This is a genomic window from Microcoleus sp. AT8-B5 (genome assembly GCF_036705565.1).
Taxonomy (GTDB): Bacteria; Cyanobacteriota; Cyanobacteriia; order Cyanobacteriales; family Microcoleaceae; genus Microcoleus.
In genome coordinates this window covers 89,029-101,741 of the sequence record NZ_JAUBUY010000017.1, presented here as the reverse complement: position 1 = coordinate 101,741, position 12,713 = coordinate 89,029, and the positions used below count along the sequence as shown (strand labels likewise).

Genomic DNA, 12,713 nt, shown 5'->3' with positions numbered 1-12,713 from the left:
AAAAATTTTACAGTCAAAAACGTCTAAGCTATGTGGATTAAGATTCTGTTAGTAGAAGACAATCCTGCTGATGCTGATTTACTTGCAGAACTGTTAGAAGTATCTGTGGGCGTCGAGTGGGAACTGGTGTCTGTTGAGTTCCTGCATGAGGCGATCGCACAACTGTGTAAACAACCCTTTGATGTCGTTTTGCTCGACCTTTCTTTGCCCGACAGCCGCGGTTTGGAAACCCTAACTCGCCTGCGAGAAGTTGCTCCTGATGTGCCAATGGTGGTAATGACAGGCTTGGACGATGAGGCGATCGCCCTAGAAGCAGTTCGCTTGGGAGCTCAAGACTATATTGTTAAAGGTCAAATTACTACTCAATTATTAGTGCGGACGATCCGCTACGCGATCGAACGATCTCAAACATTTCAAATGCTGCGGGAAAGCGAGCGCCGCTTTCGGGCGATTTTTGACTCGTCGTTTCAGCTAACCAAGCTGCTGACTCCGCAAGGAATTGTGCTGGAAGTCAACGAGACAGCCCTCGATTTTGCCGGATTGCGATCGGAAGGTATTGTGGGCCGCCCAATTTGGGAAATGGCGATTTGGGCCCAGTCGCCACAGGTTTCCGAACAATTGCAATTCGCGATCGGCAAAGCAAGTCGGGGCGAGTTTTTCCGCAGCGAAATCGACTTATTAGGCAAAAGCGGCCAAATTATGACAGTTGATTTCTCACTGAAACCTGTTAAAAATGAAACAGGACAAGTTTTGCTGCTGATTGCCGAAGCCCGTGACATTAGCGATCGCAAACGAGCAGAAGCGGAAATTCTCAAAGCCCTCGCACGAGAAAAGGAACTTTCACAACTGCGAGCTAAATTTGTCACAATGGTTTCCCACGAGTTCCGCACACCTTTGACAACCATCCAATTTTCCGCTGGATTGCTGCAAGATTACAGTTCTCAGTGGCCCCAAGATAAAAAATCTACTCATTTTGTGCGGATTCAATTAGCAATTAAACGCATGACAGAGTTATTAGAAGATATCCTCGTAATTGGCAAAATCGAAGCCAATACCTTGCAGTTTCAACCGGTTTCCTTAAACCTCGAAAAATTTTGCCGTCAACTGGTAGAAGAGCAGCAGCTCAACGACAGCAACCAACACCCGATCGCCTTTCAATATGAAGGCGGCAACTGCGATGCTCAAATGGATGAAAAACTGCTGCAGCAAATCTTGGGAAATGTCCTCTCAAATGCCATCAAATATTCCCCCGTCGGCAGTACAGTTTCCTTGCACCTCAACTGTCAAAACAACGAAGCTGTGTTCCAAGTTCAAGACCGGGGCATCGGCATTCCCCAAGCCGATCGAGAGCGGATATTAGAAACTTTTTACCGAGCTCCAAATGTCGGCACTATTTCGGGAACAGGTCTCGGTTTAGCAATTGTGAAGAGGGCTGTGGAACTTCACGGCGGCCAACTCGCGATCGAGAGTCAAGAAGGAAAAGGCACAACTTTCACTATTACCTTGCCTTTAATTTACACCCCCAGTCAATAACAACTGAATTATTAACTATACATATCCGCAATTTAACGATTAATTAAGCCCCTAACAAACAAACTTATCAAGTATCTGAACCCAGAATTTTTACGAAAAACTACTAACTACAAGGAGCTAGCACCGTGGCTAAGATTTTGGTAATAGAAGACGAAGAAGCGATTAGAGAGAATATTTTAGAGTTGCTGGAAGCCGAGAATTTTGAAGGAATAGGAGCGAGTAATGGCCAAGTCGGCATCAAATTGGCGATCGAAAAAATCCCCGACTTAATTTTGTGCGACATGATGATGCCGGAAGTAGACGGTCACGGCGTCATCAAAGCTTTGCGCTCCGAACCATTGACTGCCACAATTCCGTTTATTTTCCTCACAGCCAAAGCCGATAAAGTTGACATTCGCACGGGCATGGAACTGGGAGCTGACGATTACATTACTAAGCCCTGTACGCCCCAAGAACTGCTAAAAGCCATTGCTATTAGACTTGAAAAACAAAAAACAATTAGCCGACAATCTCAAAAGACGCTTGACGAATTACGCACTAATATTAGTATGTCGCTGCCCCACGAATTGCGGACTCCTTTGAATGCAATTCTGGGTTTTTCTGAGCTGATTCTGTCAGAATATCAGGTCTTAGAGGAATCAGATATCTTAGAGATGATCGGTCAAATTCACACTTCCGGTCATCGCTTGTATCGGCTGATTCAAAACTTTTTGCTGTATGCAGAACTGGAGATAGCAGCCACCAATCCCGAACTGCTAAAGGAGATGCGAAACAGCGAATTTAGCTGTGTAAAATCTTTGCTGAGTCAAAAAGCGCGGCAGCAAGCAAAACACGCGAATAGAACAGACGATTTACAATTAAACTTGCAAGATTCGTCGGTAGCTATTGATTCTGTCAGACTCGCAAAAATTGTTGAAGAACTATTGGACAATGCTTTCAAATTTTCTTTAGAAGGAACGCCTGTTTTATTACGCACTTTCGTCGAAAATCAGACTTTTATTCTGTCTGTCAAAGACCAAGGCCGCGGTATGACTAACGATCAGATTGCACAGCTAGAAGCTTACAGGCAGTTCGATCGCAAACTTTACCAACAAGCAGGTTTGGGATTGGGCTTGGCTATCGTTCAACGCCTTGTAGAATTGCACGGCGGAGAATTTAAAATAGAAAGTTTGCCGCAGCAAGAAACCATAGTTTGCGTTTCCCTGCCTGTCTAAACCATTTTAGATTTTAGATTTTAGATTTTAGAATTGGGGATGATTTACTAGATCAGGGTTGGGATATTCCCTACAGTTGCATTATTTTGGGAAAATCCTATCAACAATATAGCAACCGTGGCCGATGATTGGGAAGTTTTTAATCGCACTTTCCCCATGCGATCGATTGCTTCTTCCTTCTGCTATTATGCAGGAGCGATCGCGCCTTTCAGACACCGCTGCATATAAATTTGAGCTACCTTATCATTAGGGTTGATTTCTAAGCAGGCCGAAAACAATCTTATAGCTTCGCCACACCTATCACTATTGTAGAGTACCAAAGCTTGCTCAAAGATTGTCTTTGTCTCTAACTTTTTCTGTCGTAACTCTGGCGGATCGGCCGCAAATACTTCATAAAGTGTTACCATTCGGGATTTGCCTTTAACTGTTACGCGATCGATCAACCTCAAATCATAAATATTGTTTAACTGTATAAAAGTATTGTGAGTAATTAACATCGAAACTTCATACTCTTTCGTTAAAGTTTCCACGCGGGAGGCTAAGTTTACCGCATCGCTAATCACCGTGCTGTCCATCCGACTTTGGCCGCCCACCGTGCCTAACATCAAAGAACCTGTATTGATGCCAATGCCAATTTGCAGCGGCGGGCCATCGACCTGATTACGACTAATATTATATTCGTTAAGCTCTTCTAGCATTGCAATTCCAGCTTTCACAGCATCGTCCGCACTGCCATCAAACAGCGCCATAATCGCATCGCCAATGTATTTGTCAATAAAACCAAAATTGTCAGTAATTGCCGGTTCCATCCGGGACAAATAACCATTAATAAATTTAAAATTTTCTTCGGGATTCATCCTTTCCGAAAGAGAAGTGAAATCGCGGATATCTGAAAACAGCACCGACATTTCTTTCTGTACCTGATCGCCTAATTTGACTTCCAGAATACTTTCATATCCCAGAAAGTGGAGAAATTGGTGCGGCACAAACCGCCCGTAAGCATCTGTTAATTTTTCTTCCGCTGCTAAAGCTTTTTGCAACTCGTCTGTGAATTGGCGGCGCTCGGTTTCTACCTCTAGACGTTCCGTGATGTCTTGAAAAGCCGCGATGGCGTAAACTATGTTTTTCCGTTCGTCGTAGATTGGAGTCGCCCAAACCTCGATCGGCACAATCCGATCCGATCCATGAACTTCTAGATCGTCCATACGCACAAATTCTCCCCGCAACGCCCGAACAATCGGTTGGCTATCCCTGGGATACAATTGATTAGTTCCAGCGTCGTAAAAATGATAAGCTTCAGGAAATTGCTCAGTACCCCCATCAAAAATTAAACCTTGGGCTAGTATCCTTTCGCCCCAAGAATTCATGTAAAAAGGTTTACCCTTACCATCCACAACAAATATTCCTACTGGCATCGCTTCCAGGAATTGAGTCAATCGGCTTTCGTTTTCTGACAGTGCCTCATTTAACTTTTCTTCGGCTGCCAAAGCTTTTTCTAAATCATTAGTAAACCTAATTCGTTCCACTTCTACCTGTCTTTGCAAACTAATATCCTTAGCAAAACCCTGATAGTAAAGCACTTCACCGTTAGCATCATAAACTGTGCGCGCATACTCAGAAATCCAGATAATGCTGCCATCTCGACAGTAAACCTGAGACTCAAACTCACACAGAGTACCGTGCTGTTTCATCAGCCCCAAAAACTCTTGACGGCGGTTCGGTTCCACGTACAATTGCTGCTGAATATCATTAATACTTTCTATCAATTCTGACGCAGAATCGTAGCCGTAAATTTCCGCCAGAGCAGGATTCGCACTGATAAAATGTCCGTCCGGCGTCGTCTGAAAAATACCTTCTAGAGCATTTTCAAATATCCCGCGATACTTCTCTTCAGCTTGAATTAGCGCCGCTTCAGCTTCCTTGCGTTCACTTATGTCACTAAAAGCAATAATCGCATAGGAAATGTCTCCTGTAGAATCATAAATTGGAGTTGCCCAACTCTCTACAGGAATAATTTTATTAGCTGTACGAATTTCTACACCCTCAGTCCGCACATTTTCGCCCCTAAGCGCCCGCATAATTGGCAATTCTTCCACAGGGCATCTCTGATTAGTCCCGGTTTTATAGAATTGATAAATAGCTGCTTTTTGCTCTGAATTAATATGTGGCACAGTGCCTTTGCCAAATACATCCCGCGCTTTCTGGTTAGCGTAGAAAGATTGCCCGTTTGCATCAAGTACACACACGCCCAATGGCATAGCTTCTAAATATTGCGTCAAGCGACTTTCGTTTTCATGGAGTTTGGCAATCAGCATCGCCTGCTTGCGGTTTAATTTTACCAACTCCTGATTCATTTCCTGCAGTTCTCTTTGTTTTTCCGCTAATTGTTTATCTTGAAAATATCTATATATTGCCTCAGTGACCGTTAATTTTAAGTCATCACATTGCCAAGGTTTAGGTATATATCGGTACAATTTAGCATAGTTAATAGCATTGGCTACCGCATCCAAATCGGCCTGGCCCGTCAGCATGATTTTGAGACAGTTCGGCGAGATAGCATGAACGCTCCTTAATAGTTCGTCTCCTTTCATGCTAGGCATGATATGATCCGAAATAACCAAAGGAACTTCATACTGTTCTGCTAAAAGTTCTGACAGCAACTCTAAAGCTTCTTCGCCACTTTGGGCCGTTTCAATTAAATATTTATCTTCAAAGGCTTTTAGGAGGTCTATTTCCAGACTATCGAGTATAGTCTGCTCATCATCCACACAAATAATGACTGGTTTTTTCATAAATTTGCTAGACCAGACTTAATCGCTTCAATTAATTCTTGATTCTGCCAAGGTTTTTCTATGAAAGCATGAAGATTAGCTTGATTTTTTGTGCGTTCGATTGCTTCTTTGTCGGCTTGTCCTGTCAGCATCACTGTCACAATTTGCGGATATTTTTGGTGGATTTTAATCAGCAACTCATCTCCTTTCATTCCGGGCATCAACCAATCAGAGACAATTACTAAAATATTAACCTCAGCTTCACAGAGCTCTTCAATAATTTCCAGGGCCTCGGCAGCACTTTCAGCAAATTCGCAAAGATATTTACCGTTAAATGCCTGTTGCAGTTCAATTTCCAGACTTTCCAACACTCCTACTTCATCGTCCACACACAAAATTGCTGATTTAGACATCGCTAGTTTCCTTCTTTAGTGGGGTAGGGTGAACCCCCATGGGCAGTACACCGTTTTCCAAATTCTACATTCTGCGCGGGTAGACTGCAAATTTTCGCCCCCGACTTCAGCATCCGGCGCTTTAGCTACTCAGTTAAATTAATCGGCAAACACACGGTAAATACTGTTTTACCGGGCCTCGACTCCACATCAATTTTACCTTGATGTTTTTCAATTATTTTTTTGACAATATCCAGTCCCAATCCGCTGCCTTCTCCCGCAGGTTTGGTGGTAAAAAAAGGCTCAAAAATTTTCGGAATAATCTCTGGTTGAATCCCCTTACCGCTGTCAATAATTTTTACCAAGAGGCTGGTATCTTGTTGTAGCGCGTCAATTGTTAAAGTCCCTTGATTGTCCATCGCTTGTAAGGAATTGTGAATTAAATTTGTCCAAACTTGATTGAGTTCATCAGGATAACATAGTACCACAGGCAATTTATCTTGATAGTTTCTGAACACTTCCACACCCTGCTTGATTTGGTTTTGGTAAAGAGTTAATACAGTTTCAATTCCATCCGTAATATTCACTTGTATTTTTTCCCCATTTACATCGTAACGCGCATAATTTTTCAGGGCAAAGACAACTTTGGCAGCGCGTTCAGTAGCGGTAGCGATGGTTCGGGCGCTTCTGTGAATGCTAGCAAAGTCGTAGGCTGTTTTTATAATATTTTCGCTGTCAGGATCTTTGAGCAACGACAAGAATTCTTGCAAATTTCCTTGCAATCCGATATTGACTAAAATGCTAGCAAGGCTGTCAGCATTGTCAAGACCTTCCGACTCTAGTTGCTGCTTCACTCCTTTTTTCAATACCCGTTTTTCTCGAGTAGATAAAGAGTAATTTTGTTGACTAGAACTGTACATCAAACGCAAGAAATCTTGCTGGCGTTCAGCAGACAGTTCTTTAAAAAAAACTGGCAAGCTTTCGAGATTGTTATCCAAAAAGCTGGTAATATTTCCAATAGACGACCGAATCGCTCCCAACGGCGTATTGATTTCGTGAGCAATGCCCGCAATCAGTTGCCCTAATGCAGCCATTTTTTCCGATTGCACTAATTGATTCTGAGTAGCTTGCAGTTGGTCTAAAGTAACTGTAAGTTCATTGTTTTTCTGTTGGAGTTTTTTTCGCAACTGGCACATTGCTAAATGGGTTTCTACCCTCACTAGAACCTCTTCCACCTGAAAGGGCTTAGTAATATAATCTACCCCGCCCACAGCAAAGGCTTTGACCTTGTCAAGTACGTCATTAATCGCGCTAATAAAAATTACCGGGATTTCGCAAGTTCGTTCATCAGCTTTGATCTTTTCGCAAACTTCATACCCATTCATTTCGGGCATCATAATATCCAGCAAAATCAAATCTGGAGGCATACCTTTGGCTGCCGAAAGCGCTAACTCACCGCTAGGTACCGGGCGAACTTTATAGCCCTTGCTGTTCAAAATTCCGGCTAGCAGCCGCAAATTAGCTGGGGTATCGTCAACTACTAAAATATTACCGCGATCGGTGCTAGGAATGTCGTTATTCATGTGATCTTGCTTGAGATATTAATTTTAAAAGTTTGTCGTACTCAAAATTTTCTATACAATTTGCGATCGCGCCTGCCGTTACTGCATCCTTTAAGCGAATTTGCTCTATCAAAGTATCAATTAAATCCATATCTGCATTCTGTATTGCTAGCTTTAAATCAGCTACCAGTGAATCAGGCAATTTTACGAAATCAGTCGCACTCATAGCGCGATCGCCCTCTTTGATTGCCGATAAATCACTTTGAGCCGGATCTTCATAAATATAGCGCACTCCGATATGTTTGTGCATAGCATCAAAAATATCGGGTTCCCGGAAAGGCTTCCTCATAAAAGCATCGCAACCCGCCGATAAAATAACTGCCCGTTCTTCCTCCAAAACGCTGGCTGTCAGCGCAATAATCGCAGTAGCTTGACCTTTAATAGTACCTTTAATGTATTGCGTAGCTTCGTAGCCGTCCATCACAGGCATTCTCATGTCCATCCAAATGAGATGCGGTTCCCAACTATCCCAAATCTCAATAGCTTCTTGACCGTTATTCGCTTCTTTTAGTTCAAAACCCAGAGGAGAGAGGATTTTAATTAACAATTGGCGATTGAGCGGTTTATCGTCTACTATCAAAATTCGATAGGTGTGTTGGTTGGGAACCAGGCCTATAACATTCCTGATCGGCTTTGGGCGTTCAATATCAGCCGCATCGACAGCAATAACTTGAATATCGAACTGAAAATTCGTTCCCTTACCAACAGCAGAACTGACGCTCATTTCACCGCCCATTAATTCCACAAATTTGCGACTGATGGGCAATCCCAAGCCAGTACCTTCTTGCGAATCTTTGCCTGTCTTGGTTTGCACGAAAGGTTCAAAAATATCGTCTAATTCATTGGTAGCAATACCGGGACCAGTATCCTCGACTTCAAAATGAAGGAAGAAGGAAGAGGTAGAAGCTGCATCGTCATTTGGGGTTGCAATGATTTGGTTGTTCGACTGACTGATTTGAGATATTTTAAGACCATTTATGGCGAAAAAATTTGTAGGTTTTGATACTGCAAAATCAGAAAAAATTCCCCCTTGTGCCTGCTGATTTCGGCCTAATGACTGCTTGCCAACTCTTACCGCTACACAGCCTGCCTCGGTAAACTTAAGAGAATTATTGAGCAGATTAATTAAGATTTGCCGCAACTTTAACTCGTCAGTTTTTATATATTGTGGCACATCGGGACTGCAGTCAAAAATCAACTGCAAGTGCTTGTCATCTGCTTTGAGTTGAAACATATCTTCCACGTCGTTTAGCAGGCGATAGAGGTCGAATTTTTGGGGATTGAGGGTGGTGCGCCCCGATTCAATTTTAGATAAATCCAGCACGTTATTAATCAGGGTAAGGAGGTGTTCTCCGCTGCTGCTAATTATGCTAATATTTTCTTGATGCTCTGGGGAGAGAGTTTGGCTGCGAGTCATCAGTTGGGAAAAACCGAGAATTGCATTGAGAGGCGATCGCAATTCGTGACTCATATTAGCAAGAAAGGTACTTTTAGCTTGATTCGCTACTTCCGCTTTGTCTTTAGCTATAGCCAATTCTGCCGTCCGCTCTTGCACTCGCTGTTCTAAAGTTTCAAAAGATTGTTGCAATTGTTGAGCCATGCTGTTAAATGACTTAGCTAATTCCCCCAATTCGTCGGAGCGTTCGCTTTCTACTGTTTTATCCCATTCACCTTTAGCAATATTTTGGGCTGCTGTATTTAAGCGCCAAATAGGATTTGTCACCCAGCGAGAAGTCAGAATGCCGATAACTAAAGCTACTCCTAAAGCTGCTAAACATAGCCAAATAGTAGTCTGGGTATTAGCATCTATTTCTTTGGTAAAATCTGATTCGGGAACAACTACCACAATCAGCCAGTCTAAACCTTTGCCATCTTGGAACGGTAGAACTTTTACAAATTGTCGCTTGTTGTCTATTTCAAAATTAAAGAGATAGGAAGTTTTTATTTGCTTTAATTCCTGAAAACGAACTGCTACATATTTAGCTGTAGCTTGAGTCGAGTGGTCAACACTCTCTTCTGCTTTGAACAGTTCTTTCTTATTATTATTGATGCGAAATGGTTGTTCGGCAGTTGAAGTTGCCAGTAAAGTACCATTCTTTTCCATAATAAATGCTTGCCCGGATTTGCCAATTTTGAGACTGTTTAAAAAACTCCCAATATGGTCTAGACGCAAGGCGCTAATTAATACTCCTTGTAGCTGATTGTTCTCGTATACAGGTTGGAGCGCACTGAGTATTAAGGTTGGTTCTAGAAACGAAATATAAACGGAACTCCAAGTTGGTTGTTCGAGATGAGCCGCATTTTTGTACGAAGGATGTTCGCGGATGTCAAAGTTTTTGACAACTGTTGCTAGGGTAGTGCGATCGCCTGTATCATTAGTATGGTAAGAATAAAAATCAAAACCAGTAGATTTGCCTGATAAATTAATCATTAGAGAGCCATTTGACAGTTTCTCTCCGGTTCGATAGTCTCCATTCTTGTTGCCAATGGAGGTAAAATTGATATATGGATATAATTGTACTTGGCGCCAAAGATATTTCTCCCAAGCGGATAAGTTGTCCATATTTAACAACCCGAGTTTGACAGCATCCAGCTTGGTTTGATTGATTTGATGGGGAGTTGTTAGGTAAACTTGCAGGTTTTGCTCGACCCGCAAACTCACCTCGCTCATTAACTGACTGGCAAGGTTATTAACTGCTTTTTGTCCGTTTCTAAAAGACAGATATCCTACGAGTCCCACGGCTCCCACGATTTGCAATACAAATGGAACTATGAGAACAGTTCGCAGCGATAATTTGTCTAAAATTTTAGAAACCATAAGATTGAGGGGTTTGGTGAACTTAGTCTAGAACCGTATTTGCACAACCTGTCTTAACTGCAGCACCATTTATTTACTGCCGATTAGCTAGGGGAATTGATGCGGGCTATTTTAGCTGTGGTAGATGCTCGACCCCGATCGCTTGTGAACCTAATGTTTGGTCGATTAAAGTCTATTATTTTACCCATTGTCGTATTATTGTTACCATTTAGGTAAAAGTTGCCGTCTCTGGCTGCGAGAATGGCCTGATACCCGATCGCGCGGGCGAGTTTAACCCGCATGGGTCAAGCGGTTTGGAGGCCGGCCAGGAAATTTGCGATCGGCACTCGCCATTTTCCGCAAGACGTGTTATACTTCAGAAAGTCGAGGGCACGTAGCTCAGTGGATAGAGCATCAGGTTCCGGTCCTGAGGGTCGGGGGTTCAAATCCCTCCGTGCTCACTTTGTATGTCGTTTGCGGAGTAAGGGTTTCAGGTTAATTGTATTACCGATAGTCCTATTTTCCGCTCAAATTTCGCTCCCATCTGTTCCAAGTATCTCCAAAACCACCTCCATATCTGCCAAGTTTGCGCCGGACTTTTTGCGCCGCGCTTTCAACTGGTTGAGCAAGTCGGCTGGCTCTGGAAAATCTGCGACGGTCGGAGCGGAGTTTTCCAATAGCTCCGTGCTCATGTAGATTTATAGAATGACTGATTTTGATAGACCGGGGACAAATTTTTGTCCTCGGCCTCAATTATTGTGATTTAAGCGTCAGTGTCAAAAATTGAATCGCCACTGTACTCGCAGGTCGCGGACTGATTGCGCCCCTGTTGCTTGGCACGGTAGAGTGAACGATCGGCAAGCGCAATCAAGTCAGCCGATGATAGTTCCGAAATCGGAATTAAGTTGGCGATACCCATACTAATAGTAACTACATCGCTCACATCAGAGGTTTTGTGAGGAATATGTAAAGCTTGAATAGCAGCGTGAATCCGTTGGGCCACCGAACTCGCTCCTTCAATATCTGTATTAGGCAAAATGATGGCAAATTCTTCTCCGCCGTAACGCGCCACTAAATCCGCCGGACGGTACACCACCTCTTGCACCGTCTGAGCAAGTTTGAACAGACAACTATCCCCCATTTGATGACCGTAGGAATCATTATAACGTTTGAAATAATCCACATCAAATAACAAAAGAGAAATAGGTTTTTTTTCCCGGTATAGCCGCTGCCATTCATGTTCTAAGCGGTCATTAAAACAGCGACGATTAGCAATTTGAGTCAACCCATCAATATTTACCACTTGTTCTAAGAGATGAGTAGCGCGCGCTAGTTCTTCGTTAGAGAGTGCCAGTTGTTGATTAATTTCTCTCATCCGCGCTTGAGCCTGCTGCCTTTCTGCCAATTCCTTCTGCAATTTCTGAAAAATATCCGCTTGTTTAATGGCGATCGCTAACTGATTAGCAATCTGTTTAACAAGGTCAACTTCAAATTCTTCCCATTGCCGAGGAGCAGAACATTGATGAATACATAACAACCCCCACAAATCTTGTCCATTGAGCAACGGCGCAACTAAATTAGCCCGAACCGGAAATTGTTTCCAAAGAGCGCGGTAACAGTGTTGAAGGTCAATATTATTGATATTTTCTACTATCTGCGTTCTCCATTCTTGATATGAATCAGGATATTGTTCACCACAACAATGGTCGTTAAATTGATTTTTGCTTACCAATTTACATCCTTCGCCTACGGATTCTGAAACAAACTCACCATATCCAAATTTACTATCAGGATCGAACTTAAATATGCCGACGCGCTCGGCATCAAGAAACAAGCGAATATCCTGCGAAGCAATCTCAAAAATTGTAGACAAATCAAGAGATTGACGGATGTGTTGAGTAATTTCTTGAAGTAATATCGCCTTGTCGTACTGTTTCCGCAGAGCGATTTCTGCTTGCTTTTGGGCGAGAATAGCTGCCTCTGCTGCTTTTTTTGCTTTAATAATTTCACCTTCGTATAGGATACGCTGGCGGATACAGATCAAGATGCAATTGTTGACGAAGCTTCCTCCTTTCTCCCGACGCACAGCGTTGATCAGCATCGGTATATCACTACCCTCCTTTGACCTTAATGAGAAGTAAATTTCCTCTACTTTACCATGGAGCTTCAACAGGGGGAAGAAATGGGTTTGATAGAAAATCCGGCTGGCCATTGGCAGAATGAATTCCATCTTCTGTCCCCGCAGTTCATCGGTTTCGTATCCGAGTAATTGCAGTAATGTGGCGTTGACCATTACGATCGTACCATCGTCAGCAAACGAGAGGAATCCACAGGGTGACGTGTTGAGTAGCTCGTCTATCTGGTAGGTCATGTTTGCCATACAA

9 protein-coding genes and 1 tRNA gene are annotated in these 12,713 nt (G+C 42.9%); 3 read left to right on the top strand and 7 right to left on the bottom strand.

Going from position 1 to position 12,713, the window contains the following annotated elements:
- The first annotated feature begins 30 nt into the window (after window positions 1-30).
- Both QUB39_RS14105 and QUB39_RS14100 read left to right on the top strand, forming a co-directional pair.
- Window positions 31-1,533, top strand: a complete 1,503-nt coding sequence (locus QUB39_RS14105) for an ATP-binding protein (RefSeq protein ID WP_333209123.1) — start codon at window positions 31-33, stop codon at window positions 1,531-1,533.
- 125 nt (window positions 1,534-1,658) lie between these two features.
- Window positions 1,659-2,747 carry a response regulator gene (locus QUB39_RS14100; protein ID WP_333209124.1) on the top strand — a complete coding sequence of 363 codons (1,089 nt, stop codon included), beginning with the start codon at window positions 1,659-1,661 and terminating at the stop codon, window positions 2,745-2,747.
- 185 nt (window positions 2,748-2,932) lie between these two features.
- On the opposite strand, the gene QUB39_RS14095 is transcribed toward QUB39_RS14100, so the two are convergent.
- From QUB39_RS14095 to QUB39_RS14075, 5 genes are all read right to left on the bottom strand, one after another.
- Window positions 2,933-5,539 (bottom strand): PAS domain S-box protein, encoded by a 2,607-nt coding sequence (locus tag QUB39_RS14095; protein ID WP_333209126.1) that lies wholly within the window; start codon window positions 5,537-5,539, stop codon window positions 2,933-2,935.
- Complete coding sequence (locus QUB39_RS14090; RefSeq protein WP_333056787.1) at window positions 5,536-5,931, bottom strand: response regulator; 396 nt, start codon at window positions 5,929-5,931, stop codon at window positions 5,536-5,538. Before QUB39_RS14090 ends, QUB39_RS14095 begins: the two co-directional genes overlap by 4 nt.
- Window positions 5,932-6,056: 125 nt before the next feature.
- Complete coding sequence (locus tag QUB39_RS14085; protein ID WP_333209128.1) at window positions 6,057-7,493, bottom strand: response regulator; 1,437 nt, start codon at window positions 7,491-7,493, stop codon at window positions 6,057-6,059.
- A complete protein-coding gene (locus QUB39_RS14080) occupies window positions 7,486-10,350 on the bottom strand; it encodes an ATP-binding protein (protein WP_333209130.1) in 2,865 nt (954 codons plus the stop codon). Before QUB39_RS14080 ends, QUB39_RS14085 begins: the two co-directional genes overlap by 8 nt.
- Window positions 10,351-10,433: 83 nt before the next feature.
- Window positions 10,434-10,631, bottom strand: a complete 198-nt coding sequence (locus QUB39_RS14075; RefSeq protein ID WP_333056790.1) for a hypothetical protein — start codon at window positions 10,629-10,631, stop codon at window positions 10,434-10,436.
- An 86-nt stretch (window positions 10,632-10,717) separates the two neighbouring features.
- Between QUB39_RS14075 and QUB39_RS14070 the strand changes: the two genes are divergently transcribed.
- A tRNA-Arg gene (locus QUB39_RS14070) sits at window positions 10,718-10,790 on the top strand.
- 66 nt (window positions 10,791-10,856) lie between these two features.
- Here QUB39_RS14070 and QUB39_RS14065 read toward each other — a convergent pair.
- Together QUB39_RS14065 and QUB39_RS14060 are read right to left on the bottom strand one after the other, a co-directional pair.
- On the bottom strand, window positions 10,857-11,021 hold the full coding sequence (locus QUB39_RS14065) for a hypothetical protein (protein ID WP_333056791.1): 165 nt from the start codon (window positions 11,019-11,021) through the stop codon (window positions 10,857-10,859).
- A gap of 71 nt (window positions 11,022-11,092) precedes the next feature.
- Entirely contained in the window at window positions 11,093-12,709 is a 1,617-nt protein-coding gene (locus QUB39_RS14060; RefSeq protein WP_333056792.1) for a diguanylate cyclase domain-containing protein, read from the bottom strand.
- Between the last annotated feature and the right edge of the window lie 4 nt (window positions 12,710-12,713).

Excerpts from the sequence above, each read along its gene's own strand:
- QUB39_RS14075 (WP_333056790.1), bottom strand. The coding sequence starts at position 10,631 with ATGCGGGTTAAACTCGCCCGCGCGATCGGGTATCAGGCCATTCTCGCA.
- QUB39_RS14095 (WP_333209126.1), bottom strand. The coding sequence starts at position 5,539 with ATGAAAAAACCAGTCATTATTTGTGTGGATGATGAGCAGACTATACTC.
- QUB39_RS14060 (WP_333056792.1), bottom strand. The coding sequence starts at position 12,709 with ATGGCAAACATGACCTACCAGATAGACGAGCTACTCAACACGTCACCC.
- QUB39_RS14085 (WP_333209128.1), bottom strand. The coding sequence starts at position 7,493 with ATGAATAACGACATTCCTAGCACCGATCGCGGTAATATTTTAGTAGTT.
- QUB39_RS14065 (WP_333056791.1), bottom strand. The coding sequence starts at position 11,021 with ATGAGCACGGAGCTATTGGAAAACTCCGCTCCGACCGTCGCAGATTTT.
- QUB39_RS14080 (WP_333209130.1), bottom strand. The coding sequence starts at position 10,350 with ATGGTTTCTAAAATTTTAGACAAATTATCGCTGCGAACTGTTCTCATA.
- QUB39_RS14105 (WP_333209123.1), top strand. The coding sequence starts at position 31 with ATGTGGATTAAGATTCTGTTAGTAGAAGACAATCCTGCTGATGCTGAT.
- QUB39_RS14090 (WP_333056787.1), bottom strand. The coding sequence starts at position 5,931 with ATGTCTAAATCAGCAATTTTGTGTGTGGACGATGAAGTAGGAGTGTTG.